This window comes from Variovorax sp. Soil_C_12, assembly GCF_057657375.1.
In genome coordinates this window covers 1-26,977 of record NZ_JBDGIO010000007.1, presented here as the reverse complement: position 1 = coordinate 26,977, position 26,977 = coordinate 1, and the positions used below count along the sequence as shown (strand labels likewise).

The 26,977-nt window shown below is 63.0% G+C and carries 22 protein-coding genes and 2 pseudogenes; 12 read left to right on the top strand and 12 right to left on the bottom strand.

Annotation, left to right across the window (positions count from 1 at the left end; all coding sequences use genetic code 11):
* The first annotated feature begins 8 nt into the window (after nucleotides 1–8).
* The 3 genes from AC3A6X_RS19410 to AC3A6X_RS19400 all read left to right on the top strand — a co-directional run bounded on the left by AC3A6X_RS19410 (nucleotide 9) and on the right by AC3A6X_RS19400 (nucleotide 2,930).
* Nucleotides 9–905: a LysR family transcriptional regulator gene (locus AC3A6X_RS19410; protein WP_487843731.1), complete on the top strand. Its 897-nt coding sequence runs from the start codon at nucleotides 9–11 to the stop codon at nucleotides 903–905.
* A 403-nt stretch (nucleotides 906–1,308) separates the two neighbouring features.
* Nucleotides 1,309–2,343 (top strand): IS110 family RNA-guided transposase, encoded by a 1,035-nt coding sequence (locus tag AC3A6X_RS19405; protein ID WP_487843730.1) that lies wholly within the window; start codon nucleotides 1,309–1,311, stop codon nucleotides 2,341–2,343.
* Between the two features lie 374 nt (nucleotides 2,344–2,717).
* Nucleotides 2,718–2,930 carry a hypothetical protein gene (locus AC3A6X_RS19400; RefSeq protein ID WP_487843729.1) on the top strand — a complete coding sequence of 71 codons (213 nt, stop codon included), beginning with the start codon at nucleotides 2,718–2,720 and terminating at the stop codon, nucleotides 2,928–2,930.
* Between the two features lie 119 nt (nucleotides 2,931–3,049).
* Here AC3A6X_RS19400 and AC3A6X_RS19395 read toward each other — a convergent pair.
* A pseudogene (locus AC3A6X_RS19395) lies at nucleotides 3,050–3,355 on the bottom strand (ISKra4 family transposase); the annotation flags it as partial.
* A gap of 1,146 nt (nucleotides 3,356–4,501) precedes the next feature.
* Nucleotides 4,502–5,440: a LysR family transcriptional regulator gene (locus AC3A6X_RS19390; protein ID WP_487843728.1), complete on the bottom strand. Its 939-nt coding sequence runs from the start codon at nucleotides 5,438–5,440 to the stop codon at nucleotides 4,502–4,504.
* A gap of 110 nt (nucleotides 5,441–5,550) precedes the next feature.
* Between AC3A6X_RS19390 and AC3A6X_RS19385 the strand changes: the two genes are divergently transcribed.
* The 4 genes from AC3A6X_RS19385 (at nucleotide 5,551) to AC3A6X_RS19370 (ending at nucleotide 11,057) form a co-directional block, all read left to right on the top strand.
* Nucleotides 5,551–6,525, top strand: a complete 975-nt coding sequence (locus AC3A6X_RS19385) for a Bug family tripartite tricarboxylate transporter substrate binding protein (RefSeq protein ID WP_487843727.1) — start codon at nucleotides 5,551–5,553, stop codon at nucleotides 6,523–6,525.
* 2 nt (nucleotides 6,526–6,527) lie between these two features.
* Nucleotides 6,528–7,331, top strand: coding sequence for an alpha/beta fold hydrolase (locus AC3A6X_RS19380; RefSeq protein ID WP_487843726.1), 804 nt, complete (start codon nucleotides 6,528–6,530; stop codon nucleotides 7,329–7,331).
* A gap of 8 nt (nucleotides 7,332–7,339) precedes the next feature.
* Nucleotides 7,340–8,611: a lipase family protein gene (locus tag AC3A6X_RS19375; protein WP_487843725.1), complete on the top strand. Its 1,272-nt coding sequence runs from the start codon at nucleotides 7,340–7,342 to the stop codon at nucleotides 8,609–8,611.
* A gap of 484 nt (nucleotides 8,612–9,095) precedes the next feature.
* Nucleotides 9,096–11,057 carry a DUF6351 family protein gene (locus AC3A6X_RS19370; protein ID WP_487843724.1) on the top strand — a complete coding sequence of 654 codons (1,962 nt, stop codon included), beginning with the start codon at nucleotides 9,096–9,098 and terminating at the stop codon, nucleotides 11,055–11,057.
* A gap of 27 nt (nucleotides 11,058–11,084) precedes the next feature.
* Here the strand turns inward: AC3A6X_RS19370 and AC3A6X_RS19365 are convergent, their stop codons facing one another.
* The 5 genes from AC3A6X_RS19365 to AC3A6X_RS19345 all read right to left on the bottom strand — a co-directional run bounded on the left by AC3A6X_RS19365 (nucleotide 11,085) and on the right by AC3A6X_RS19345 (nucleotide 15,773).
* The gene (locus AC3A6X_RS19365; protein WP_487843723.1) at nucleotides 11,085–11,789 is read right to left on the bottom strand and encodes an ABC transporter ATP-binding protein; all 705 of its coding nucleotides are present in this window, start codon (nucleotides 11,787–11,789) and stop codon (nucleotides 11,085–11,087) included.
* Between the two features lie 14 nt (nucleotides 11,790–11,803).
* Nucleotides 11,804–12,556: an ABC transporter ATP-binding protein gene (locus tag AC3A6X_RS19360; RefSeq protein ID WP_487843722.1), complete on the bottom strand. Its 753-nt coding sequence runs from the start codon at nucleotides 12,554–12,556 to the stop codon at nucleotides 11,804–11,806.
* Complete coding sequence (locus tag AC3A6X_RS19355) at nucleotides 12,546–13,553, bottom strand: branched-chain amino acid ABC transporter permease (RefSeq protein WP_487843721.1); 1,008 nt, start codon at nucleotides 13,551–13,553, stop codon at nucleotides 12,546–12,548. Before AC3A6X_RS19355 ends, AC3A6X_RS19360 begins: the two co-directional genes overlap by 11 nt.
* Nucleotides 13,550–14,434, bottom strand: coding sequence for a branched-chain amino acid ABC transporter permease (locus tag AC3A6X_RS19350; RefSeq protein WP_487843720.1), 885 nt, complete (start codon nucleotides 14,432–14,434; stop codon nucleotides 13,550–13,552). The genes AC3A6X_RS19355 and AC3A6X_RS19350 overlap by 4 nt, the downstream gene beginning before the upstream one ends.
* A 109-nt stretch (nucleotides 14,435–14,543) precedes the next feature.
* Entirely contained in the window at nucleotides 14,544–15,773 is a 1,230-nt protein-coding gene (locus tag AC3A6X_RS19345; RefSeq protein WP_487843719.1) for an ABC transporter substrate-binding protein, read from the bottom strand.
* A 122-nt stretch (nucleotides 15,774–15,895) separates the two neighbouring features.
* Here AC3A6X_RS19345 and AC3A6X_RS19340 point away from each other — a divergent pair, with 122 nt between their 5' ends.
* The 3 genes from AC3A6X_RS19340 to AC3A6X_RS19330 all read left to right on the top strand — a co-directional run bounded on the left by AC3A6X_RS19340 (nucleotide 15,896) and on the right by AC3A6X_RS19330 (nucleotide 18,413).
* A complete protein-coding gene (locus AC3A6X_RS19340) occupies nucleotides 15,896–16,585 on the top strand; it encodes a TetR/AcrR family transcriptional regulator (protein WP_487843718.1) in 690 nt (229 codons plus the stop codon).
* 113 nt (nucleotides 16,586–16,698) lie between these two features.
* A complete protein-coding gene (locus AC3A6X_RS19335; protein ID WP_487843717.1) occupies nucleotides 16,699–17,172 on the top strand; it encodes a VOC family protein in 474 nt (157 codons plus the stop codon).
* A 23-nt stretch (nucleotides 17,173–17,195) separates the two neighbouring features.
* Nucleotides 17,196–18,413, top strand: a complete 1,218-nt coding sequence (locus tag AC3A6X_RS19330) for an FAD binding domain-containing protein (RefSeq protein ID WP_487843716.1) — start codon at nucleotides 17,196–17,198, stop codon at nucleotides 18,411–18,413.
* Nucleotides 18,414–18,950: 537 nt separating this feature from the next.
* Here the strand turns inward: AC3A6X_RS19330 and AC3A6X_RS19325 are convergent.
* The 5 genes from AC3A6X_RS19325 to AC3A6X_RS19305 are packed head-to-tail and all read right to left on the bottom strand — an operon-like array spanning nucleotide 18,951 to nucleotide 24,339.
* Nucleotides 18,951–19,523 (bottom strand): antibiotic biosynthesis monooxygenase, encoded by a 573-nt coding sequence (locus tag AC3A6X_RS19325; protein WP_487843715.1) that lies wholly within the window; start codon nucleotides 19,521–19,523, stop codon nucleotides 18,951–18,953.
* An 18-nt stretch (nucleotides 19,524–19,541) separates the two neighbouring features.
* A complete protein-coding gene (locus tag AC3A6X_RS19320) occupies nucleotides 19,542–20,648 on the bottom strand; it encodes an oxidoreductase (protein ID WP_487843714.1) in 1,107 nt (368 codons plus the stop codon).
* Nucleotides 20,645–21,751 (bottom strand): amidohydrolase family protein, encoded by a 1,107-nt coding sequence (locus tag AC3A6X_RS19315; protein WP_487843713.1) that lies wholly within the window; start codon nucleotides 21,749–21,751, stop codon nucleotides 20,645–20,647. Before AC3A6X_RS19315 ends, AC3A6X_RS19320 begins: the two co-directional genes overlap by 4 nt.
* 49 nt (nucleotides 21,752–21,800) lie before the next feature.
* The gene (locus tag AC3A6X_RS19310) at nucleotides 21,801–22,778 is read right to left on the bottom strand and encodes a Bug family tripartite tricarboxylate transporter substrate binding protein (protein ID WP_487843712.1); all 978 of its coding nucleotides are present in this window, start codon (nucleotides 22,776–22,778) and stop codon (nucleotides 21,801–21,803) included.
* Nucleotides 22,779–22,827: 49 nt separating this feature from the next.
* Nucleotides 22,828–24,339, bottom strand: a complete 1,512-nt coding sequence (locus AC3A6X_RS19305) for an aldehyde dehydrogenase (RefSeq protein ID WP_487843711.1) — start codon at nucleotides 24,337–24,339, stop codon at nucleotides 22,828–22,830.
* 884 nt (nucleotides 24,340–25,223) lie between these two features.
* On the opposite strand from AC3A6X_RS19305, the gene AC3A6X_RS19300 reads away from it, so the two are divergent.
* Together AC3A6X_RS19300 and AC3A6X_RS19295 are read left to right on the top strand one after the other, a co-directional pair.
* Nucleotides 25,224–25,583, top strand: coding sequence for a hypothetical protein (locus AC3A6X_RS19300; protein WP_487843710.1), 360 nt, complete (start codon nucleotides 25,224–25,226; stop codon nucleotides 25,581–25,583).
* A gap of 1,239 nt (nucleotides 25,584–26,822) precedes the next feature.
* Nucleotides 26,823–26,977: pseudogene (locus tag AC3A6X_RS19295) on the top strand (IS110 family transposase); the annotation flags it as partial.

Sequence of the window (26,977 nt, the reverse complement as noted above, 5' to 3'; positions counted from 1 at the left end):
GCTTCACAATGCGATCGCACCTCCCCGACCTCGAGCTGTTCGCCGCCGTTGCCCGGCATGGCAGCTTCACCCGCACGGCGAAGGAGAGGAAAGTGTCGACGTCGCTCGTGAGCCAGGCGATCCGCAAGTTGGAAGAGCAGTTGGGGATCGTGCTGCTGAGGCGTACGACCCGCAGCGTGGCACTCACGGCAGCCGGGGCCGACCTCCTTGCCAGCCTGGAACCCGGTCTACGCCTGATTCAGGATGCGGTCGAGGGAATCAACTCGCACCGCGGTTCGCCCATCGGCACCGTTCGGATCAATGCTCCGGCGCCGATCGCGCAATTCCGGTTGGCTGCACTGGCGGCGCGGTTCACGCGCGAACATCCTGACGTCACGATTGAGATCACGGCCGAAGCGGCGCGGCAGGACATCATCCGCGAAGGCTTCGACGCCGGCGTGCGGTTCGGCAACGACGTTCCGCAGGACATGGTTGCAGTACGCATCGGTCCGCCGCAGCGCTACGCCGTCGTTGGTGCGCCCGACTATTTCAAGAGGAAGCCGCCGCCGCGCACGCCGCGGGAGCTGTCTGGACACGAATGCATCCTGCGGCGCTTTCCGAGCGGGTCCATGCAGAAGTGGGAGTTTCAGCGCCGACCGGGCAAGGTGCAACTGCCGGCACCCCGCATCGTAGTTAACGATGCGCAGATTGCGGTCACCGCAGCCTCGGAGGGCGGCGGCTTGGCTTATGTGCACGAGAAATACGTGGAACGCGAGCTGGCGACCGGTGAGCTGGTGCGCGCGCTGGAAGCCTGGTCACCCGGCATCGGACCGCCTTACCTCTACTACGCACGCCAGAGATACCTTCCGGCCACCTTGCGGGCCTTCATCGACTTCGCGCGTGACGACCTGCGAGCAGGCGATTAGGCCTACGGGACCCCAGGCGGTCTGCTTTGGCAACACAAGCCAGGATTCCTGAAAGCGTCGCGAATCCCACTCTCACATCCATGGCTTGTGCGGGATCTGTCTGGGCCCCGCGATGATCGGCTTCATTGCCCAAGGTTGGTCATCGACCGCTGCGTTGTCGTTCGCCGTATCGGCATTGGGTTGTGCAGGCGTTGAGGTGGGGTCTCTTGCGAATCCGCGACGATCTGTGAGTCGCGACATGCAAGGCACGCATCGTGCCGACGCTGCCGAAGGCGCGTACGTTCTAGATGGGATGGACACCCGCCGCCCTTCGGGGCGGGCTGGGCAAGGATAGAGGCACCCCGGGACCGAACGGTGCCAAAGTGGCGTCTCCATCCACCACCTCAGGAACGGAGGGGCCGAAATGAATCGTACGACGTATGGTCTGGATATCGCAAAGCGCGTATTTCAGATGCACTGGGTCGATGCCGACACCGGAGAGATCGTGAATCGACGCTTCAGCCGGACGGAATTGGTTGAGTTCTTGTCGAAGAGCTCTGCAGGGAGGGTCGCGCTTGAGGCGTGTGGCAGTGGGCATTGGTGGGCGCGCAAGATTCGCGCGCTTGGCCACGAAGCAGTGTTGTTGCACGCCAAGTTCATCCGACCCTTTGTGCAAACCAACAAGACCGACGCTGCTGATGCCCGGGCGATTTGGACTGCAGTTCAGCAGCCTGGCATGCGTACGGTGGCGGTCAAGAGTGAGGAACAGCAAGCGGTGCTGGGGCTGCACCGAGTGCGCACCCAACTGACCAAGTTCCGCACGATGCAGATCTATCAGCTGCGCAGTCTGCTTTACGAGTTTGGCGTGACATTGAGAACTGGCAGGCAGGCCGGTTTGGCCGAGCTGCAAGATCGAATGGCTGACATTGAGGGGCGCGTGCCCGGTCTGCTGATGGACGTGCTGCGAGAGCAACTCGCGCGTGTTCACAGTTTGGACGAACAGATTTCGGTTCTCGAGAAAAGAATAGCAGCCTGGCCGAAACAGGAAGCCAGTTGCCGCTCGTTGTTGGCGATCCCAGGCATAGGCCCCTTGACTGCCAGCGCATTGGTCGCCACCGTGGGTGACATACGTACCTTCAAGTCGGGGCGCGAGCTGGCATCGTTCATAGGGCTGGTGCCGCAGCAGCGCGGAACCGGCGGCAAGATTCAGCTGGGCACGATCAGCAAACGCGGGGATCCGTACCTGCGCACCCTGCTGATTCATGGCGCCAGATCCGTGTTGTTCAGATCCAGCAAGCCGAATCCCTGGGCAGAGGAACTGAGCAAGCGGCGTCATGCCAATGTCGCGGTCGTCGCATTGGCCAACAAGATGGCACGAACCGCGTGGGCGATTCTCGCGCATGGTCAAGCCTACCAACCGGGTTACGTCAGCACCCGGCCACAGGCGCAGATGACCTAGTTCGATGAGAGTGCACCGAAGGTTGCGCAGGTTGATGATGAAGTGATGGCACGACAGGTCGGACCGCAAGAACTCAAACCTGAATAATGTCTTGCGCTCAAAGTGCGACGACTAGATGAGGCAGTTCTTGGCGAATTCCATCAGGGCCCGCAGGCGGAACCTGCATCCAAGGCCGAATGTAAGACTGCAGCCAGTACCCGATTGCCTTTCATCGCCACATCCACTTGCACAACGGCGGGTGTCCATGTAAGCCATCATGGTCGCTTGATGGGCAAGCGGGGGCTCGTCTCCAGTATCGTGGATTGCGTCCTCTGAGAGGCGCCGAGCCACATGCGGCGAGCGTAGCCAGGCCGCAAACCGTATGGAGACGAGCCATGGACGAGAGTATCAAGTCAGGCGGCTGCCGTGCTAGGGCAACTCTGGCCTGCGCCGGAGCTGACTGTTCGGCCTGGGACGATGCCGAGACCCGCAGGCGCACCGCAGACCTGGGCTTTTCCATGCACCTGCGCAAGCCCGTCTGCTTCGAGGTGCTGGAGGCCGCGCTGCGAGAACTCTCGCCGGTTACGGCTGTGCACGGCCGACCTTGACGCGCAGGGGGCGGCGACCTGTTCAGACTTTCCCTATCGCAGGCCGGCTTGGCGATGTATCCCCTTCCGGAGAGCATCTCATTCCTGGGGGTGTGCAGTGCAGCATCCTTGCTCCCTGCCTACGCTGCGAGCGGCGCCTGATCCTGAGCGCCGAAGCCCGGATACCATCTCTCGAAAGACGCGCGTAGCTCGTCGTTCAGCACCTGCGTGCGGACCTGAAGGAGCAGGTGGGCTCCGCGCGGCGTCCAGCGCATCTGCTGCTTCTTCACGAACCGCTTGGCGATCACCTGATTGACCGCGGACTCGACGAAGCCGGTGGAAATCCGTTCCCCGCATCGGTACCTCTCCCCGTAGTTGACGATGGCGCCGGCATTGTTGTCGACGTAGGTGGCAAATTCATCCAGCGCCCGATCACGTTTCCTCAGCACGAACGAGGGCGGCCGCCCAGCTTGCCTGTCCTGCTTGCGCACGCCGTCAATCTCTTCGAGCAGGTCGTACAAGGTTTCGTCGGCGCGGATCACGTTTCCATGCCACAGAAACCATTTGACGCGCTCGATGCCCTTGAGTAACTCCGGCTTCTCTGCGCCTTGCAACCCGCGTGTCGTCTGCAAGAGCTGCTCGATGCGCATCGCGACGTGGAACCAGTCCAGAATGTGCTCGGATCGCGGGTGCACGTACGCGCCAAGCTCACGCACCGTATCGCCGCCGTCACACAGGAAGGTGATGTGCTGTCGAGGCAGGATGCCTTGCGACTCAAGCACGGCGCGCAGGCGCCGCTTGGGTTTGCGGTCAATCCGATGAACGAAAGCGAAGACCTTGGCCGCACCTTCCTCCGGCATGCTCTTTCCGGCGATGACCTCGAAGCATGGCGGATGTCGAAAAAATGCTGCTGCTCTGTCTCGTGGGCTTCGTCGTTGTGGTGCTTGGAAATATACCGCGGCACCTCCTGCAGAAGCTTGTCGTTATCGCAAATGGAGATGTATTCTCGGCCTTCGAAGGATCTCAATGTCAGCCATCGAAAGACTGCAGGCGTTGCGCGGGGCTCATGCGCGACGCGAACCTCGACGCATTTGTTGGGGTCTCCACGAGCTACCACAACTCCACCGCCAGCGAATTCGATTTCCCATCTGCCCCTTGCCAAGAACGAGCGCAAGAGCGGCGGTATGTACGAGCATGCGGGGCCATCGCCGGTAATCTGGGGCGTGCACTGCCCACGTGCAGCTCGCGAAGGCGGGAAGCAGCCTCACGCGCACATCCTCGTGTACCCGTAAACGCCTGACGGCAAATTGCGGGAAGAGCCCAAGCAGGTGTTCAAGCGGCACGACCCTCACCAGCCTGAACGCGGTGGATGGCGGAAGGTTGTGGAGGCGCACCGCGGGAGGTGTTCCAGAAGCTCAAGGCGCAGCGGGCGGGAGCCTGCGAGATAACCAACGGCTACCTGGAGCGCAACGGATTCGAACAGAGACTCGACCACCGAAGCTGTGCGGACCGCAAGTCAAGAGAGTTCCCGGGGAGCACCTTGGGCCTAACAAAGCGCGACAGCAGCCCAAGTAGAAGGCCCACGCCTGGGCTTACGGAGCCTGTGAAAAGCTCCTGAGGAAATTGCTCAAGCGGTACGTTGCTTCTCTCGTATCTGTCTGGGGTTGGAGTACGCCGATCGGTTCCATGCCGGCTGTGTGTCCAATTCGGAGCTCGACGAGCTCGCCAGCGGAGAGCAATGGGGTCGCCAGGTTTCGCGGGAGCAAGGCCAGCAGCGGGTGGTCCAGAAGTAGCCGCCAGAGCAGCGGAAGCGAGCGGGTAACCACTGGATAAGCCCGTGGCGTCGTGGGTAAGCGCGTGGAGAATTCGTCGAAATGTGTGCGAGCCGCCAGGCCCGCAGGCATTAAGAGCCAAGTCTGCTCAGCCAGCTCTGAAGTGCTCACCGCGTCTGAGCAAGCGAGGGGATGACTCGCGCGGCAGACCACCACCAGCTGGTCTTCGCGAACGGGATGGAATTCCCATCCTTCCGGAACGATGGCCGGACGCCGGCAGACCACCAGGTCCACCTCGCCTCGCGCGATCGCGAGGAGCTGGTCTTCGCCTTCGGCTTCTCGCAAGTGGATCTGGATCGCGGGGTGCCTGTCGCCGAATTCAGGAAGGGCGCTGACCAGCAAGCCATTGATGGCTGCTGCCGAACCGATCAAGCGAACCGACCCTTCTCCTTGTCGTCGGCGCGCGGCCATGACCTCGGCTCCATTGGCGAGCCCTAGCATCAGCTGGCGCGCGATCGGGAGCAGGTCTCGGCAGGCGGGGGTCGGCCGCACCCCGCGTGCGTGCCTTTCGAACAGCGGAACCTCCAGGAGCTCTTCCAAGTAAGCCAGCGTCTGGGTGACGGAAGACTGCGTCATGCCGATCGCGGCGGCAGTACGCTGAATGCTGCCGAGCTCGGTGAGCTGCAGCAGGATCTGTACGTGCCGGAACTTTCCGCGTGCGAGCAGCCGGTTGAGGAGGGCAGAAGCGGAGGGCTGCAAGGTATCGGCAAGTCTAATCTCATCCGGCAGAAATTAATTTGCCGCCGATGGCTGTCCACCGGAAGATCGCCGGCAGACCGCGCCGGGAGCGCGCCAACCAGGAGACAACCGTGAAACTGCTTTGTTACGTGCTGGCGCTCGGCGCCGCCGGCCTCAGCCTGGCGTCCCCGTCCCAGGCGCAATCCGTGGATTGGCCCACGCGTGCAGTTCGCATTATTGTTCCGGCGCCGGCGGGCGGCCCGTACGACCGCATCATCCGTCCCGTGGCGCAGCACATGTCCCAGACGCTGAAGCAGCCGATGGTCGTGGATAACCGCCCAAGCGCGGGAAACATCGTTGGTACCCAAGTGGGCGCCACCGCTGCGGCCGACGGATACACACTGACGATGACAGGCATGCTCAACACGATCGCCCAGAGCATGTATGACAACGTGCCGTTCGACATCGCCAAGGACTTCGAACACATCGGCAGTATTGGTGAAGGTCCGCAATGGCTCGTGGTCCGCCCGGACGCAAACATCAACAGCTTCCAGGACCTGGTGCAGCAGGCCAAGCGTGAACCGGGAAAACTCAACTATGCGAGCTCCGGCGCGGGCAGCAGCGGGCACCTCGTCATGGAACTGCTGCAACGCGCTGCAGGCATCCAGCTGACGCATGTGCCGTACAAGGGCGGCGCGCCTGCCTTGCAGGATGTGCTGGCTGGCGTAGTGCCTGCGACGGTGCTGCCGATCAGCGCTGCGGTGACCCACGTGCAATCCGGCAAGCTGAAGGTTCTTGCCGTGACGAGCCCGCAGCGCAGCCCGCTGGTGCCAACTGTTCCCACGTTCGCCGAGCTGGGCTATAAGCAGCTGACTGTGAATTCGTGGGTCGGCCTGTCGGCGCCGAAGGGCACACCTGCTCCGGTGATCCGCAAGCTCAGTGCGGCGCTTCAGGGCGCAGTGAACGACCCGACGATCTTGAAGCAGCTCGATGTGGAAGGGCTCATCCCCCTGGTGTCCAGTCCCGAGCAGTACACGCAACTGGTCCGCAGCGACACGGAACGTTGGGGGCAGTTGGTGCGCAGCCTTCAGATCAAGGCAAACTGACGATGCCCTTCGTGGACTCCCTTCACCGGCGAATCTATTACGAACGCCACGGGCAAGGCCCCGCCGTCCTTTTCTGCCATGGCGCCGGGTCCAATGCCGCAACCTGGTGGCAGCAGTTGCCGACGTTTGCTGCGCGGCACACCTGCATCACCATGGACATCCGGTGCTTCGGCCGGTCTGCTGCCCCACTGGAAGAGTTCTCGCTAGACAACTTCGTCGCCGATGTCCTGGCCATTCTGGACCGGGAAGAGGTTCAGCGGGTCACCGACGTGGGTCAGTCGCTCGGCGGGTTCATCGGACTCCAACTTGCCCTGAGGCATCCAGATCGCGTGGCGGCCTTCGTCGCATGTGGCAGTTCAATGGCGCTCGACCATCCCGTGCTCCTGGATACGATCGCCAAGCGGCAGATATCCCACCAGGCCGTGAGTATCGAGCAGCGCTCGCTGGGCCGCTGGTTCCTCGAGAACCGTCCCGAGCAGGCGGCGCTCTACGCGCAAATCAACCATTTCAATCCCAGTGCGCACGACTTTGACGCGAAGGAGTGGGGCAGGGCACTGGCAGGACTGATGGCACCTTCCAGCTTGATTCCGATGCGTTCCCTGCGCGACGTCGCGTGCCCAACGCTTCTTCTCGTGGGAAACGAGGATCCGATCGTGCCTGTGTCGGTGATGGAAGAGGTGCAGGCTCTCATCCGCGGCAGCGAAGTCGTGGTCATCCAGGAGGCCGGCCACTCGGCGTACTTTGAGAAGCCGCATGAATTCAACAGCACCGTGCTCGATTTCATTGCGCGCCGCGCACGGTATTGAAGGCTCACATGCAGCTCTTACGCGTTTCCCTCCTGGCATTGACCATCATCTCGGCGGGCTGTGCGGCCACCCGCTCCGGCGGCACTCTGCCTACGGGGATCGCCGCCGGTGATCGCGTGCTTTCGGCTTTCTACGCGTGGACGGGGGCGCTGCCCCCCCGCCCTGGAGCCATGCTTCGCATGGAGCCGCAGCCGCCGCAACCCGAGTTTGCAGCAGCGGGCGTGCAGCAGCGAATCCTTTACAGCTCCACCGATGCGCGCTGGGGATCGGGCGTGCTGCCCGTGACGGGGACGCTGTACCTGCCGAAGGGCGAGCCGCCGCTCGGGGGCTGGCCGCTGGTTGCCTGGGCGCACGGAACCTTGGGGGTCGCCGATGTTTGCGCACCGTCATGGACCGGACATCGTCCGCGGGACGCCACCTACCTGAATCGGTGGCTGGAGCAGGGGTTCGCCGTCGTCGCCACCGACTACCAGGGTTTGGGCGGCCCCGGCCCGCATCCCTACACATTCTGGGAGGCGGAGGGCAGATCGGTGCTCGACAGCGTGCGCGCCGCCATCGCAGCGTACCCAGGCCGCATTGCCGATGAGATCGTAATCACTGGTCAGTCGCAGGGATCCGCGTCGTCCATAGCGGCGAGCCGCTTGGCGCCGACGTATGCGCCGGAGTTGCGTCTTCGCGCGACCATCGCCACCGGGTTGCTGCCATCCTTCCCGGATGCACGCTACAAGGCGCCCGAGGCAGCGACGAGCCCCAATGGCCCAGTTCGATTCTCGATGTTGCGCCTGGTCGGAGGCTCCATTCCCGACGGCGGGGCGTCGGCGGAGTCGCTCGTGGCGCCGCAGGCGCAGCCCCTGCTGCAAATGGCGCGCGAAACCTGTGTCGACGATATGCGCGGCTACGAGCAGCGGTACGGATTGAAGGCCGGCAACGCCTTCACGCGCGATCCCGCCGAGCTGGAGGCGCTGCTGGTCAAGACCACAGACATGAGCATGGTGCGCCTGCCCGCGCCCCTGTTCCTCGGAACCGGTCTGGCGGACCGTACGATTGCCCCGCGGCGGCAGTACGCTGCCGTTGCGGCGCTGTGCGAATCGGGCAATCCGCTGGTGTGGAAGACCTATCAGGGCATCACCCACAACGGCATCGTGAACGCAGCTTTCGAGGATGAATTGCGCTTTGTGCGCAGCGTATTTGCGAATGCAACGCAGCAATCGAACTGCGCGCTGATCGCGGAGCCGGGCGTGGCAGAACCTGCGACGCCGGGCATCAGGTTCAACGACTGAACACCTTCCTTCCCGCGCGATTTACTCACCTGTCTTCGGTAGCGCGCAGTCCGAGGTTTGAAGCTTGAGTGCCCTGGTAGCTCCCGGCGATCAGACCTTTAGACGATGCAGGGCATGCCAGCTGTGAGCCCTCTTTCGAGTCGCGACGGACGGAGGGAATCCTCTCGGGATTTTTAGTCCCGAATTGTTAAGGAGCAAACAAGCGACAAGGCCTGCCATTCTTACAGTGATCAAGCACGATCGAAATCGCTCGAGGCGTGCCGAAGCGAAGGACTGAAGCCCCCCCACCGGTGACCCAAGGAGACAAATCATGGCTCGGAGCCTTACACGCCAAAAGCACTTGTCGATTTTTGGCACTCTGTCTGTGGCTATCGTCGCATCCCTGACCGCGTGCGGCGGAGGAGGTAGTGACTGGTCGAGCAGCGCGCCTTCGTCAAGCAGCGCTCTTGCGTCAGCGCCGCGACTTAAGTCGGGAGTTTTCAAGATGAAAGCTCTCTCCACGTTGGCGGACATCGTGAGCGGGGGGAATGTGCTGGTCCAAGTGGATCTGCCGACCGGGATCGCTGCGCAGCTGGAGGCGAACAAGAACACGACTTTGTCGGACGTGGTGACGCTCCGCAGGAATGGTGTCGACATCACATCGACTCTCGTTCCCGGCGGTGCGCCTGGCTCGCTGGTTGCGCTGGTCGAGGGCCTGGACGTGGGGACCAATACGCTCACCGTGAATGCCAAGCGAGGATTCATCAACGCCGGAACGACACTGAGCGTGACGAACCATCCGATCTCCGGGCCGGTCTTCTCCGGCCCACATCAGCGTCCGTGGATCTGTGAAACCGCGGCCTCCGGGTTGGGCGCTCCGACAGGCGGCGATGTATGTGAGGCGCCTTCTAAGATCGAATGGTTCTATCGGACCACGGCTGGCAGTTTTGATCCCTTGACCACGCTGACTCAGCCTTACCCCGCCGACTTGGCGCAGACCACCACCATCGATGGCCTTACCGTGAATTACATCGTCCGCGTGGAGTCGGGAACGATCAACGAGTCAATCTACCGCATCGCGATCCTCGATGATCCTGCGAACACGATCTCCAGGCCCTGGTCCGCTGGTGGCAAGAAGCCTGGTGCCACCTGGAACGGGAAGCTGATGTATCAGTATGTCGGCGGAGCGGGCCCGGGCTATCGATCTGGTTCGAATTCCGCCAACAGCTCTCTCCAGGCGCAGGACAGCATCCGCTCCACTGACGACGCCCTCAACATGGGCTTTGCTGTCGCTACGGGCACCCGGAACGTTTTCGGTACTGGGCAGGACGATGTCTTATCGGCGGAGACCACGGCCATGATCAAGGAGCACTTCATCGAGAACTACGGGATGCCGAGGTTCACGATTGGTATGGGATCCTCCGGAGGGTCCATGCAGTTGCACCTGATAGCGCAAAATTATCCTGGTCTGCTTGACGGCATCGTTCCGGTGAGGACCTATCCCGACCAAGTCTCCGTGGTGGCGGACGTCTTGGATTGCAATGTGTTGGCGAACTACTTCGCCAAGGCTCCCGCGGGCACGTGGCCTGTCAGCAAGGTTTCGGCCGTTGATGGATACCCTGTGTCATCTGACAACTCGACTACCTGCCGTGGTTTGTGGCAAGGCTTCGCGAACGTATGGCAGAACCCTTCAAATGGCCAATTCGGTTCCGCTGTGACTGCCGACCTCCGGTACAACGCCACGACCAACCCGAAGGGCGCGCGGGGGGACTACTGGTCCGGTAACGTTACTACGTTTGGGGTGGATCCCGTCACAGGCTTTGCCAGGTCCGCGTACGACAACGTCGGCGTTCAGTACGGACTGCAGGCACTCAACGCCGGCGCTATCACGAAGGATGAGTTTCTGGATCTGAACGAACGAGTAGGGGGCCTGGACTTCGATGGCAGGAACATCCCCGTTCGTAGCGCGGCCGACCCCGAGGTCGTGGCGAAGGCATACAAGTCGGGACGGCTGAATTCCGGCATAAACCTTAACCTTCCGATGATCGACTACCGCAATTACGTCGACGACCAGAAGAACATTCATACGCGCCATCGAACCTTCGCGAAGGTGGAGCGCATGATCAAGACGAATGGGACGCGCGAAACAATGGTTGCATGGACGGTATCGGGCAACCCAGCACCTGGCACGAATCTCATCCGGCAATCCTTAACCACGATGAATCAGTGGCTTGAAAAGTTGTGGACGCGCCATGGTCTGTCAGGTGCACGAAGCGCTGGCGGGCCTCGGCCCGCCAGCGCTTCAACGTCTCTCAAACTGGGGAAATTTCAAACGGCCAAAGTGGGGAGTATTCAAGCGGCGGTGACACGCCACTCAGCAGATCATCCGTCTGCTCAAAGACACGCGGGCGAGCCGCAAGGCTGGTGCGCTGCTGCATCGAGTTGTTCGAATACCCCGATTCCCTAGGGCAAAGCAGTACAGTTCAAGACTGACTCATACTGCGCAGTAGCGCTCCTGGATCGCCTGGTCGGCCAGCATTTCCTTCGCTGTTCCCTGGTAAACAACCTCGCCCTGGTCGAGGATGTAGGCTCGGTCCGCGATGCGCAAAGCAAGTTCCACGTTCTGCTCAATCAGCAGGATCGTCACGCCAGACTGCTTCAGTGCTGTGAAATACGCGAACATCTCATCGACGAGCGCCGGCATGATGCCTTCTGAGGGTTCGTCGAGCAGCACGAACTTGGGCTTCGAGGCGACGGCACGGGCGATGGCCAGCATCTGTTGCTCGCCACCCGACATCGTTATAGCGCTCTGGTCCAGGCGCTCCTTCAGGCGCGGAAATGTTTCGGCTATCTCGTCGATGACCTGGGACTCGCGCTTGCGCAACAGCGAAGCCAGCAGGCCGAGCCGGATGTTCTCCCTTACCGTCAGGCCAGGAACGATGCGTCGTTCCTCCGGTACGTAGGCCAAGCCGCGTGCGAAGCGGGCGTGTGCCGGCATGCCGAGGATTTCTTCGCCCTCGAACTTAACGGAGCCTTTCACTTTGGGAATGAGGCCGGCAACGCTTTTCACCGTGGTCGTTTTGCCCGCGCCGTTGCGGCCGATGAGACAGACCAGTTCGCCTTGGTTTACCTCCAGGCTTACGTCTTGCAGGATGTGACTAGGTCCGTACCAGGCGTTGAGTTTCTCAATATGTAGCATTGCTGTGCTCCTTTTCAGTGACTGCCTTGGCCGAGGTAAACGCGCTTGACGAGGTCATTGGCCCGGATGTCATTAGGGGTGCCCTCGGCAATGAGTTCGCCATGGTGCAGAACGACGATGCGCTCGCTGATGCCCATTACCAACTTCATCTTGTGCTCGACCAGCACCACAGTGCGTTGCTGCACCAGCTTCTGGATGAGGTCCATCATCACCTTGGTCTCTTCCGGGCTCATGCCGGCGGTCGGTTCGTCCATCAGCAGCAGCTTGGGTTTCGCTGCCAGGGCGACGGCGATCTCGAGCGCGCGCTGTTGACCATGGGCCAGTTCACGTGCCGGTCGAGATGCGCGCTCCGCGAGTCCCACCGTTTCGAGCAGGGCAGCCGCCTCTTCGCGCAGGTTCTGAAGCGCGGCCCGGCGGCGCCACAAGCCGTAGCGCGACACATGGGCCTGCAAAGCAATGCGCACGTTCTCCATGGCCGTGAAGTTCGGAAACAGGTTTGTGATTTGGAAAGACTTGGCGATCCCGATGTGGGCGAACTGGTGCGGCCTCGTGCCAGTAATGTCCCGCCCCATAAAAAGCACTTGGCCCTGGCTGGGCGCGAACGCGCCCGACAGCACATTGAAGAAGGTGCTCTTGCCGGCACCGTTCGGTCCGATGATGGACGTGAGTGCTCCGGCGTGGATGCCCACGCTGACCCCGCTGAGCGCCTTGAAGCCGCCAAAGCTCATGCCCACGGCCCGGGTTTCGATAATGGCTTCAGCGACCATGACGGATCCTTTCGAGGGATGTGCCCCAAACTCCCTTGGGGAAGAACAGCACGAAGAAGACGAAGATGCCACCAACATATAACTGCCAGTGCTCTGTCCATGCGGAGGCGAGATCTTGGATGAGCAGGAACAGCGCTGCACCCACAAACGGCCCGAAATAGGTGCCCATGCCGCCTAACAGGCAGAGCATCACCACCAGACCTGACGTGGCGTAGTGCAGCGTCTCGATCGGCACGCTTGATAGATGGATGGCGCTGAGCGCACCTGCCAGCCCGCAGAATGCTGCCGAAAGCACGAAAGACAGCAGCTTGGTACGTTCGATATCGAAGCCACAGGCACGCGCGCGGGCTTCGTTCTCGCGCACCGCTTCGATCACGCCGCCGAACGCTGATGAAAGGATGCGCGACAGCGCTGCCATCGCCAGCGCCACGAAGCCGAAGATGAAGTAGTACTTCTGCATCGGGTCAAGCAAATTCAAGTGCAAACCGAATAGGTTCACGTTGCTTACATTGACGCCGCGCAACCCATTCTCCCCACCCGAGGCCGGCAACTGGTAGATCAGGAAGTACACGCACTGCGAAAGCGCCAGCGTCACCATCGCGAAGTAGATGCCGCGGGTGCGAATGGCAAACAGCCCCATCACCAGCGCTACGGCGCAGGCGGCCAGGATTGCGGCCGGAATCGCGGCCCACCACAGCACCCCATGCTGGGCGATGAGGATACCGGCGGTGTAGGCGCCGACACCCAGAAAAGCCGCATGCCCAAAAGAGAGCAGACCGGTGTAGCCGAACAGCAGGTTGAAGCCCACTGCGAACAGCCCGTAGATCAGGATGTTGATGGACAAGGACTGGTAGGGCATGAGCCAAGGAAAGACCGCGAAGAACAAGACCGTAGCCAGGATGCGGTGGTCCCCTATGCGGCGCAGCCCGCGAGACATGAAGCTGGAATCGGATGCTGGGACAGTAGTGATTGCGGGGTTCATGGTGAAGTCCTTCATGCCATCAGGCCGGCGCGGCCGAACAGGCCCTGTGGGCGCACTAGGAGCACTGCGGCCATGATGACGAACATCGAGACCTTGGCGGCCTCGGGAAAAAACAGAACGGCCAGGCTCTCGACCACGCCGACCAGCAAGCCTGCTACGACCGCGCCCATGAGCGAGCCCATGCCGCCGACCACCGTCACGACAAAGGCCACCGTAAGAACGGACGTTCCCATCTCCGGCGAGACGCCCTGCAGCGGCGCGGAGAGCACGCCGGCCAGCGCTGCAATGCCGGTGCCAACGCCAAAAACGATGAGCCAGACACGAGATACATCCACGCCCAGCACGCGGACGATGACCGCGTCACGCGCTCCGGCACGCACGATGAGCCCGAACGAAGTGCGTTCGATCAGCAGCCACAGTGCTACCAGTAACACGGCCACGACTGCGATAACGAATAGACGATAGGTCGGAAAGTCTGCGAAGCCCAGATTTGTCGCACCCTGCAGGACCTCCGGCGTGTCAAAAGGCATCCCGGACTTGCCAAACACCATGCGAACCGCTTCGACCATCATGTAAGCCAGCCCGAAAGTGAGCAGCAGCGGGTAGTCGATGCCGCGCCCATAAAGCGGCCGGATGAGCCAACGCTCGCACAGCGTGCCGACGGCGGCAACTGCCAGCGGCGCGAAAACCAGTGCAGCCCAAAAGCTGCCGGTCATCTCGGCGGCGAACAGGCCGACGTAGGCGCCAAGCATGAAGAACGCACCGTGTGCGAAATTGACGACGGTCAACATGCCAAATATCAGGGACAGGCCTACGGCCAAGAGCACGTAGATCGCACCCAGCGCCATACCGGTGAAAAGCTGCAGGGCGAGTAGCTGTGGGGTAATGCCATCCATGGTTGTCTCCGGGCAAGGGCCGTCAGGCCGCCTGCGGCGTCAGGTGGAGGCCGTGCAGGCCTTGCGGTTTTATCGATGAGGTCATGACGAGCTATAGAAAGTTGCCCGCTCACTTCAAGCCAAGTTCCTGGCACGAGCGCAGCAGCTTTTCGCTCGCAGGCTCGACGTGGAGCACCTTGAAGACATCGCTAGGGTCACGAGCGTCCTTGGCAGCCGATTCGATGACCAAGACGGATTGAACCGACTGGTTGTCGCAGGTGCGGTAGTACTGCTGACCTTTATAGGTGTCGTACTTGAGCGCGCGCAGTGCAGCGCCAACCTTGTCGCTGTCCGTGGAGCCGGCTGCCTTGACGGCCGTCAGCAGCGACTTGACGGCTGAATAGGCCATCGCACCATAGTCTGAGGGGTACCTGCCATCGTTCGCGGCGCGAAAGGCCGTATTGAAGGCTTTGGCCGTCGCGGTGTTGCCCTCGATTTCCCAGAAGTACTGCGTGCCGCCGACCACGCCCTCGTAGGCTGTGGCGCCGCCTGCGACACGGGACGTGTAGGTCATGATGGGCGTGGCGAACTTGATGCTCTTCTTCATGCCGAAGTCGCTGGCCTGCTTGATCGATATCTGGTTGTCGCGACCGAAATTGTTGAACACCAGCACGTCGGGCTTCATGGCCTGAATGCGCGGAAGGAACGTCGAATAGTCAGAGTGTCCGAGCGGGTGCTTGACCTCGCCGACCACTTCGGCGCCGACCTCCTTGGCCACTCGCGAGAAGCCCCGCGTCATCTCCTGCCCGTAGGCGTAGTCGGCGGTCAGAAACGCCACGCGCATCCCTTTCTTGAACACGTACCTGCCCACCGCCTGCGTCGTCATGTGGGGGTTCAACGCTTCGTGAAACGTGTAAGCGCTGGCATCGGCGGCTTCGTTGATCGCGTCGGACTGACTGATCGACACATAGATGACCTTGCGCTGCTTGGTAACGTTATTGATCGACAGCTGCGTCGCGGCCGAAAGCCCGCCCACAATGAAATTAACCTGATCCTTCTCAAGAAGCTCGAGCGTGCGAGTGGCCGCCTCACCCGGGTTGAGCTTGTCGTCACGGACCAGCAGTTCGGCCTTGCGTCCGCCCATGCCGCCCGCATCGTTGAATTCCTTGATTGCGAGCTCAGCGTTGCGAACTTGGTCCTTTGCTTCGGCGCCATACGGACCGGTCAGTGGCACGGGCAGGCCGATCTTGATCGGCTGGGCGTGGGCGGCAGCAGTGGCTGCGACAGCCAGCAGCATGGTGGCGGCGCCCTGCGTCCAGCGGACACGTGGGCGAAGGTAAATATGGCTGGCTTGGGTCATCGGGAGTCTCCGGGTTGCAGTTGCGAGGGGCGGCTGCTATGCTGTTGATCGATTGATAAGTTTTATGCAACTCTTCTTATTTGTCAAACGATAAATTAACTGGGACAAACCCGGAGATACATATGGCACTGGCAAGGCAAGACATCGCCCAAAGCACCACATCGACGCAGGGCAAATCGATCACTCGCCGGCGACTGGCGTCCGAAGACCGTGAGCATCAGATCCTGCAGGGGGCGATTGCATTCTTCGCGCGCCAGGGGTTCGACGCCAGCACACGCGATCTGGCCAAAGAACTCGGGATAACGCAGCCCTTGCTGTATCGATACTTCCCGACCAAGGAGGCTTTGGTGGACCGGGTCTATGAGGAGGTGTTCATCAGAAGATGGAACCCCGAATGGGAGGAGTGGCTGGTGGACCGGGCGGTGCCGTTCGCGGAGCGACTCAAGCGTTACCTGACGGATTACGCCCGCTTCGTGCTCAGGAGCGAATGGGTCCGCATCTTCATGTACGCGGGGCTGAGCCGGGCCGGTATCAACCAAAAGTATCTTGCGCGGTTGCGCGAACGTCACTTTCTTGTCATCGCTCGCGAAATGCGCCACGCCTACGACATCCCTGAGCCAGCCGACAGCGTCGCCGAGGAGGACGAAGTCGACCTCGTATGGGCCATGCACTCCAGCGTGTTCTACATCGGTGTCAGGAAGTGGATTTACGACATGCCCACACCGAAGAATCTGGAGAGGGTTATCAGCATGCGCGTGGAGGCGTTCGTATGTGGCGCGCCCGCTGCGCTCAAGGCAGCTAGGGCAGCTTGATAAGCCCGCGGGGCGCCTGCCGGCTGCAGCCCTTGAAAAAAGCCGCTTGCGGCCCCGCTGTTTTCGGCTTACTATTTATCTTTCGATAACTTAGCTGGATCTAGGAGCAATTCATGCCGATCAACAAGCTGGCCCATTTTTCAGTGCGCACGCCAGATCTCGATGCATCTAAACGCTTTTACGCGGAGGTGCTCGGCTTCCACGAGGGGTTCCGACCGCCGTTCAACTTTCCTGGCGTATGGCTTTATCGTGGCGACGACGAGGCTGACTTTGGGGTCGTTCATCTCATAGGCATCGACCCGCACGACCCGGACGGCTTGAAGGACTATCTCGGCGACAAGGGCGAAAACTTGCGCGGCAGCGGCGCCGTGGACCACTTGGCCTTCCTGGCTGCTGATCTGCTTGACATGCATGTTCGCCTGCGCCGGGCGGGGCTTGCTTATCGAGAGCGCACGGTCCCAAGTCTCGGGCTGCACCAGGTCTTCTTCGAAGATCCTTCGGGTGTCACCATCGAACTGAACTTCCCGGCTGCCGAAGCGGAAGTGCAGCGGTCACTGGGCGCCACAACTGAACAAGCCGGCGATTGAACGCACCAACAAGGAGACATTTCATGACACCCGGAAAAAAAGCCATTGTGGTCGGCGGCTCCTTAGGCGGCCTGTTCGCGGCCAATCTGCTTGTGCGAGCAGGCTGGGACGTGCATGTATACGAGCGCGTGGCCGAGGAGTTGGAGGGCCGTGGCGCGGGCATCGTGACACATCCCGAGTTGTTGGACGCGCTGGTCCATGCTGGCGTCACAGTCGATGACTCCATCGGCGTGAAGGTCGCGCAGCGTGTGACGCTCGGCCGTGACGGTGCCCAGGTTGGAGCAAGAGATTTGCCGCAGACTCTGACTGCCTGGAGCAGGCTCTTCAGCGTATTGAGATCGGCCTTTCCCAGCGGGCGGTATCACAACGGCAAGAGCTTGGTGTCGTTCGAGCAGGACGAGCGCTCGGTGACGGCACGCTTCGCAGACGGGGAAGTCGTCACCGCGGACCTGCTGGTCGCCGCGGACGGTTTGCGTTCGATCATACGCAGCGCCTTGGTGCCGGCGTCCAAGCCGCAGTACGCGGGGTACATCGCCTGGCGCGGGTTGGTGGAGGAGTCGGCGCTCTCCGAGCGCGCGAGAAAAGAGATGTTCCCGTACTTCGCCTTCGGGTTGCCGCCGCAGGAACAGATGATCGCTTACCCGGTAGCGGGCAAGAACAATGCGGTCGAGCTTGGCAAGCGTCGCTACAACTTTGTCTGGTACCGTCCTGCGGACGAGTCGACCACCTTGCGCGACATGGTGACCGATGCGACCGGCAAGCACTGGCCCGATGGCATTCCGCCTCCGCTGATCCGGCCCGAATTGTTGGCGCACACTCGGCAAGCCGCGCGCGACGTGCTTGCACCCCAGTTTGCGGAGATGGTCGAGAAGACCGAAAGCCTCTTTTTTCAACCCATCTTCGATCTGGAGTCTCGGCAACTCGCCTTCGGCCGGGTGGTCCTGCTGGGCGATGCAGCGTTCGTGGCACGCCCGCATTGCGGCATGGGCGTCACCAAGGCTGCGGGCGACGCGGTTGAACTTGTCAAAGCACTGGCGGATAACGCGGACATCGTGGCCGCGCTCAAAGTCTATGAGAAGCTGCGGGTCCAGTTCGGCGAATTCATCGTCGAGCATGCCAGAGCATTGGGCGCCTATATGCAGGCGCAGATTCGCACGCCGCATGAGCGCGAGATGGCCGAGAAGTACCGCACCAGCGAGGCTGTGATGAAGGAAACAGCCGTACCCCTTTACATGGGATGAGGGTGCGGCCACCGCAGCGCTTGGCCGAGCACGAGATCAACTCCCGGCGCCCGAGTTCGCGCACCAACGATGCGGAGCCCGCGGACTCCCCATCGCAGATTGTGGATTCGCGTCACGGAAGTGCATTCGCCGCAATCACTTGCGGCTCGCGCGTCGTGATCCGGTTCGATTGATGCAGGTCGCGCTGGTCATCACCGCGCATTCCGTTCGCCCGCGGGGCGGCGATCGGCACGTGTCGAGCGGCGTCCGGCCAATGCGCTTGAATCTCCCAATGCGCATTCGCGCATGGGAACTGCTACCACGCTCCATTCGCGGTCGAATGTCGCGACCGGACCCACGACAAGGAATGCCCAGCACGATGGCCCTGCTGCATCAGCTATAGGCCTTCCAGAGCTGATCGACGTCAATTCTGCTCGCGCATAGATGGTCCGGATAGTTGGGCAGATGCCAGTGGTTAAGGTTCTTCCGCGCCAGGCGGCCCGCGCGGGGCTCCGCGTTGCCGGCTGCGGAGGCGGCCCAGGCAGCTTGCCCCGGCATTCATTCGCGTCGGTACAACCACCCGGACAAAGCACGAACGACCGATGGCATGACGACCCACGTCATCACCGCGACGATGCCGACGGCGACCAGTAACTGATGAAGCAGCAGCGGCAGCGCGAGGCCGAGCGACGCCAGCGCCGCCTGCAAGGCGGCTGGCACCAGCAAAGTCAGTGGATAAATCGCCGCGGCGGTCACCGCGAACTGCTTCCAGCGCACCGGCGTGCCCTGTCCGCGCTCGAACCACAGTTCCAAACCAGCGAGGGTGTGGATGGCTTCGTCAACCGCCAGCAGTGGCTCGGCCTCGCGCATCAGGGCGCGGCGGGTCGCTGATTCGAACCACGCCCTGGCGAAGCCGACCGACGCAAAGCGCACGGTCACGGTATAGCGTCGCCGCCCCGTTGGTCCGGGACGGATCACATGCACGCCCCGGTGGCCGGCGAAGTCCGCGGCCACCGGCATGATGCGCGCCAGCCATGCCTCGTAGCGCTCCACCGCATCGGGTCGAACCTCGTGCTGGATCACCGCCAGGACGGGCTCGACGTCGGCCGCTGGCTCGGCTTGAGCGGTCACCTCGGGGGCTCCTTGCCGTCAGGCCGTTGGAGTGGCGCGAAGACCCCTGGCGCGTTCGTACGAAGGCGGATACCAGATGCGCTGGCCCTGTTCCTCGGCGGCGCGCCAGACCCAGCGCGGGTCGGCTAGGAAGGCGCGTGCGAGGGCGACCAGATCAGCCTCGCCGCGCGCAACGATCGTCTCGGCCTGCGACGGATCGGCGATCGCACCGACCGCCCGCGTCGTGATGCCCGTTTCGCGGCGGATGCGCGCGGCGAACGGAACCTGGAACCCCGGCGCGAACGGGATGCGCGTGCCGGCATCGACGCTGCCGCTGCTGACGCAGACGTAGTCCGCGCCGATACGCTGCAGCGCCCGGGTGAAGTCCAGCGCGTCTTCGATCTGGAGGCCGCCCGGGGTCCACTCGACGGCGGTGATGCGCGCGCCAAAGGCGACGTGCGTCGGCAACGCGGCCCTGACCGCGGCGGCGACACGCAGCGGGAAGCGCTGGCGGCCTTCGGCGGTGCCGCCGAACGCATCGTCGCGCCGGTTAGACAGCGGCGAGAGGAACTGGTGCAGCAAATAGCCGTGCGCGCAGTGCAGCTCGACCACATCGAAGCCCAGCGCCACCGCAGCGCGCGCCGCAGCGATATAGGCCGCCTCTATGTCATCGAGCGCTGCGGCGCTCAGGGCGCCGGGCCGCGCGCAGGCGCCGAAGGGCAATGCCGACGGCGCGACGGTCGGCCAGGGCAGGCCCTCGGCGGCTGGGTCGCCTTCGGACAGATGCTGTCCGCCTAACCAGGGAACCCGAGTCGATGCCTTTCGCCCGGCATGGCCCAGCTGGATGCCCCAACGCGTACCAGGCGCCGCGACAGGCCGCACGCTCGTCATGACGCGCTCGAGCGCGGCCTGCGACTCCGGCGAATACAGGCCTAGGCAGCCATGCGTGATCCGGCCGCGCTGTTCCACCGCGGTTGATTCGAGCATCACCAGGCCTGCGCCGGACATGGCGAGTTGCGACAGATGCTGCTGGTGCCAGTCAGCGGCTTGGCCGCCCTCGGCGATGTATTGGCACATCGGCGAGACGACGATGCGGTTGGTCAGGCCTACGGGCCCGAGCTGGTAAGGGGAGAACAGGGCGCTCACTGGAACCTCGACATGTTGGGCACGCTGGCCAGGCCGAACACATGCGCCGCGTTGCGCCCCATGATGCTGGCGCGCTCGGCATCAGACATCTGTGGCACGGCGGCGATCAACCCCACCGGATCCTCCTCGCCCATGTCATAAGGGTAGTCCGTGCCGAGCAGGACGTTCTGCGCGCCGTATTGTGCGACGAGGCCGCCGAGCAGCACCGGGTCGAATAGAACGCTATCGAAGTACATGCGACGCAAGTAGTCGCTTGGGGGCCGGTTGATGGCGCCTCGGCAGTCCGGCCGGGCATGCCACGCATGGTCCATGCGCGCCCAGTAGTGCGCAAGGTAGCCGCCACCGTGCGCCAGCATGAACTTGATGCGGGGGTATCGGGCGGGTATGCCAGCGAAGATCAGGTGGCTTGCGGCCACTGTGGTTTCCAGCGGATTTCCGATCACGTTGTTGAAGTAGTGTTCGGTCAGGCGGCCGCCGTCACTGTAGCCGACCGGGTGCAGGAACAGCACCGCGCCGAGTTCGTTGGCGAGCGCGAAAAACGGCTCCAGCCCGAGGTGGGGGTCCGTCAGGTCCATGCCGTTGACGTTGGTGCCGATCTCCAGCCCCTTGAGCTCAAGCTGCGTCATGGCGTGGGTCAACTCCCGCATCGCCAGCGCCGCGTCCTGAAGGGGCACCGTGCCAAGTGCCGCGAACCGGTCTGGGTGACCCGCCACCAGAGCCTGCAGCCCCTCGTTGATCTCACGCGACAGCGCCGCGCCCTTGTCAGCGGGCGCGAAGTAGTGGTACTGGAACGGCGCCGGGCTGACCACCTGCATGTCGATCCCCATGCGGTCCATGTCGGCGAGGCGGCGGTCGACGTCCGTGAGCTGCGGGGCCCGCTCGCTCATCTGGCGAACGTTGGTCTCACGCGTAAGCGCGTTCGCGAAGATCGTGCTTGGATCATGCTTGGCAGGTTCGAGCACGGCGGCCTTCTTGGCGACGGACGAATCCAGCCGGTGGCAGTGCACATCGATCGTGAAGGGCCGAGGCGCCGCACTGGTCCAGCCCGTCGGGCCGTGGCGATGGCGTGGATCCCGACAACCGGGTGCGCAGGTGTAAAGCATTGGTCTTTTCCTCGAAACATCGAAGGGTCGCGGGGTGCGTGAAAGGCCGTCAATCCAGTTCTATGGCGGCATCGCGGACGATCTTCGACCAACTCTTGTAGTCGACATCTACCTGCTTGCGCAAATCTGCCGGCGTGCCGGGTCGAGGCTCGAAGCCGTTGGTGCGCAAGCGCTGCTGGAAGGCGGGCAACTTCACGACCTGCTGCAAGGCGTCGGCCATCCGGGTCACGACCGCGTCACCGGCCCGTGAAGAGGCGAACATCCCGATCCAGCTCGTGCACTCGTAGCCGGGCAGCAACTGCGGGAGCAGGGGCACCTCGGGCGGGAAGATGGACGGGCGGTAGGGCGTGCTCGCGCCGAGCGCCAACAGCTTGCCGCTCTGAAAAAACGGTGCCGCCGTCGCATACGGCTCCCACGACGTATCAACCTGGCCACCCACGACACTGGTGATGCTTCCAGTCGTGTAAGGCACATGCAGCAATTTGACGCCGGTCTGCGCGACCAATTTTTCGCCGCACAGGTGTGGCCCGCTGCCTACGCCGAGCGAGCCGTAGCTGATCTGCTTCGGCCGCGCGCGCGCGGCGGCGAGATACTGATCCAGCGTGCGAAACGGCGCGTCGAGCCGAGCGACCAGCACATATCCGGCGCTGCCGACCAGACCGATCGGGGCGAAATCCTTCACCGGGTCGTAGATCATCTTCTTGTACAGGTGCGGATTAATCACGACGGTGTTGTGCGTCGTAACCATGAACGTCGTCGCCGGGTCGGTAGTCCGCGCCAGTTCGGCGCCGCCGATCATCCCAGCCGCCCCGGGCTTGTTGTCCACGATGATGTTTTGGTTGAGCACGCCACGCATTTCCTGCGCGATGTCGCGGGCCGCGACGTCAAGCGGCGTGCCGGGGCCGAACGGCACGATGATGCGAATCACCTTTGGCTCCTGCGCGGCGGAAATCGAGGCGCTCAGCGGACCGAGCGCGGCGATGAGAAGAGGGGCGGCGGCGCGGCGCCGCAGGCAAGCGTTCAGCATGGAAAAGTCTCCTGATTGCGTGGGGATTACGTCGTCGGCCGGCGCACGATCAGTTCAGCCGCGTGGTGGCTTGCATGTCGAACCAGTCGAAAGGTTCATCGCCGACATTGACCATCACTGCTTTGGTTTCAAAGTAGCCGTCGAACGCTTCCTGGCCGAATTCACGCCCGATGCCCGAGAGCTTCACGCCGCCCCATGGCGACGCGGCGTCCACGCGGTGGTGGTCGTTGACCCAGACAATTCCGGCCTCGAGCGCGCGCGCAACGCGGTGTGCACGGGCGACGTCACGCGTCCGAACGGCGGCGGCCAGTCCATACTCCGAACCGTTGGCGATAGCCAGTGCCTCGGCCTCGGTGTCGAAGGGGATCACCACGGTAAGCGGGCCGAAGACCTCCTCGCGTGCGATGCGCATAGTGGGTGCGACGTCGGCGAACACGGTCGGCCGCACGTAGAAGCCCCTGGAGCTGCGCAGCGACGGCGGAACCACGCCGCCTGCGGCGAGGCGGGCGCCCTCAGCCAGACCAACCTCGACGTACTCCAGCACGCGCTGACGTTGGCGTTCGGAGATTACCGGACCCATCTGCGTGGCCGGATCGGCGGGGTCGCCGACCACCAGCGCGTCGGCCTTCTCGGCAAGCCGGGCGACGAACTCGTCGTAGACCGGGCGCTGCACGATGTGGCGCGCCGCGCACACGCAGGTCTGCCCGGCGCCTGCGAAGGCCCCGAAGGCCGCGTAGTCGACCGCCTGCTTGACGCTGTAGTCGTCGAAGACGATCACCGGTGTCTTGCCACCGAGTTCGAGCGTCTGGCGCGCGAAGTTTCGCGCCGCGGCCGAGCCTGCGTTCCGGCCGGCCTCGGTGCCGCCCGTCAATACGAGTTTGTCGATGTCAGGGTGCTCGGACAACGCGCGACCAGCCGCAGCGCCACCCGTGACCACATTGAAGACGCCGGGCGGGAGGCCCGCATCTGCGAACAGCCGGGCCAGGCGCAGCGTGGTCAGTGGTGTCAGTTCCGACGGCTTGACCACCGTGGTGCAGCCAGACGCGAAAGTCGGCGCTAGGTTGCGGCACGCAATAAGCAGCGGATGGTTGAACGGCGTGATGTTGGCGACGACGCCCAGCGGCGTCCGGACCGTGAACGCGTGGTAGTCACCCTCCACCGGGATCGTCGCGTCGCGCCGCGCCAGCGCCAGCGCGGCGTTGTAGCGGAAGAGCTCTGGCACGCGCCCAAGTTGCGCGCGGGTTTCGCGTAGCGGGCGGCCATTGTTGAGCGATTCGAGCTGATACAGCTCGTCCATGTTCGCCTCCATCACGTCGGCCAGCTTGTTGACCAGGCGGCCCCGGGTGCGCACCGACATGTCGCGCCACTCTGGCGATACAAAGGCGCGTCGAGCACTGGCCACGGCGGCGTCCACATCCGCCGCTTGGCCGTCGACCACATTCGCGATGATGTCGCCGCTGCCGGGTGCGATGATGGGCATCGTGCCGCCGGCCAAGGCGGTGCGCGGCGTCCCGTCGATGTGCAGGCCGTGCGCGGCCTCGGGGTTCAGGAAGTTCGACATCGTGACTCTCCGGTTGAGTGCGCGCCGCGGCGCGACGCACACTGATATTTATCGTTCGATAAGTTTAGCCGGAGCGGTCTTTATTTGTCAATCGATAATTGGTGCATTGCAAGCGCTGGTGTTCTTCGTCACGTAACCATCGCTGCCGGACCGGCGCGCGAGCGCAAGCAAGCGCCGGACAGGCAGCCGGCGTGTCTTTTCGCGACCGCTTCGACGCCAGCACCCGGCCCCTGACCCGCGAACTCGGCATCACGCAACGCTGCTGTATCGTTACTTAGGCAAAGGAGGCGCTGGTCACGGCTGCGGCGCTAACTGAAGGACTCGCGCCGTACGTGCTGCGCAATGAGTGGGTGCGCATCGTGTTCGAGGCCATGAGCCGGGTCGGCATCAACCAGAAGTACCACTGGCGCCTGCGTGGGCGCACCTTTTTTGATTGCGCGCAAGCTGCGCCACGTCTTCGACTTGCCGGAACCGCAGGAGCGCGGAGGCCGAGGACGAGCAGGTCGAAGCTTGCCTGGTCGTTGCATTCGAGCGTTTTTTCATTGGGATGCGCAAGTGGATTCACGACTGCCGCGCTGCGCAAGCTCGACCGGCTCCCTCGATCAGTGCGTAGCGGCCTTCCTGGCCGGCTTTCCTGCGGCGTCTGGAGTAGGAGCCGTAGCGCGCCACCCCTGCAATACGCCGCGCGCCACCTTATTAATGATCGTACGATCATCAAAGGAGTCGTCGTCCCCGTCACCAGACTTGCCCTTTCCTCGCTTCGCACCACCGGCCCGGCCGCCTCGCTTGGTGAGCGCGCGCTGCTTGCGCGGGCGCGCCCAGCCGCGCCTTATACCCGTTGGCCACGTGTGCCTAGTCCATGTCCGGCGGCCCCACGCCCGGCCTTGGAAGCCGCATCCGACGCCTTGCGCGCGACGATGTCGGCGATGAACTGGACAGCGACCGGAACCGGGGACCGGCAGGCCCTTCGCGTGGCCATAGGTAAGGTCATCGAGGCAGGCGACGAGTTTCCATTCCCGGCCCACGCGCCGATGGAACCGCTGAATGCGGCGGTGCGCATGAACGCGGACGGCGATCTGGAGATCTGGGGCGTGCACCCCGTACCAGGACAGCTACCAGGCATTGGCGGCCAAGGTGGCCGGCATCCTGCCCGAGAAGATGATCGCACGTTGCGCGCGGGCCACAGCGAAAAGGAACTGGCTGCTGGGCCCGCTGGGGGGAGTTTGCGCGCACCGTTGATGTGAGAACCCAAATGCTGACCCCGGAAGAGGCGGCGCAACGCGGTCGGGCGGCCGGCAAGCTTTGGAAAGGCGGCGTCTTTGCTCCTAGCGACGGAATTGCTAGCCCGTGCCGCACTCCCCCGACTGCAGCGCGGGCCTTTTTAGACTTGGCGGAACAGTGCATCAGGGCTGCGCGGCGCCAGGCGTCGAGACTGAGGGTGGCCGGCTCTCTGCACTGACCACCGAGAAGGGAACGATCCGCACCCGGCCCTAGCGCCAAGCGCGAAGTTTCGCCCGCGGGAGGGGGACGGCTTCCATTGTTGGGCCACGCTGTTCCTGGACTTCTACACGCGACCCCCCAGCTCTTGATCGAGCGGCAGGTCCCCTGCGTCGTGACAGCCGCCTCCTTGAGGAAGCGAAGCGCCTGAGAACTGCTGCACGGCACGGTCTCCGATGAGCCTCCTTCTATGGCTCCAACGCAAGTACCAGCAGTTTGCGGATAGCGAGTGCGCGAAGCGGCTAGTTCAAACCGGCTGCGCGGGCGAACATCAATGCACGCAAAAGGAGACCGCCGTGAACGCTTCATCTGATGCCGCAACCCCGCGTTTCGCCCAGGCTAAGAGAAGCTGTGCACGATCTCTTACCCCTCGCGGTGACGCCTCGCAAGTAGCCAACATTGCTTCCAGAGGATCGCGCGTCAGAGCTGCCTGCTGGCGCGGATGGACCTGCCGCCGTGCATAGCCGACCCGCACCGTTCTCAACAGCTCGCGTACTACGGCATGCGCGCAGGGGTTCACAACATGCAGGACCTGATGTGCCTTGGAAAGCACGGAAACGCGGTGCGTCAGAGTGTTCAGAGCCATCGGCCCCGACCTTGCCTTGAAGCGAGTGGCCACAAGTAGTTGGTCAATTGCATCTGGCAAGTCGTGCACGAGCCGCGCAGGGTTGCTCGTTTGCCATCGTTGCCGTGCAGGCGCTGGGCGTGGTCAACTATGAACTGGAGCACGACCGGTAGGGGATCGACGCGCCGACGCGATGCCATGACAACGCTCCTGGGCTAGTCCGAGAACATGATGCTAACCGTGCTAGCGCCAGGATGGGGGGCGGCGTTGCTCCGTGCGTCAGATGGTCGATAATCCGAGCCCTTATCGAATGGAAGGGACTTCCCCGTCCCGATTAAGCCGCTGCGTATTGCGGCTGCCGGCAACAAAGTGCCACGATGGGATTGCGAAGTTCCATCAACTCACTCGGAAGGGGAAGTCCATGGCTATTTTGTATGTCGGCATCGATCTCGCCAAGTCCGTTTTCGCCGTGCACGCAGTCAATGAAGCCGGCAAACCAGAGTTGGTGCGTCCGAACGTGGCGCGAGCCAAGCTCCTCGCCTTGATCGCTTCTCTGCCGCCTTGCGTGATCGGCAT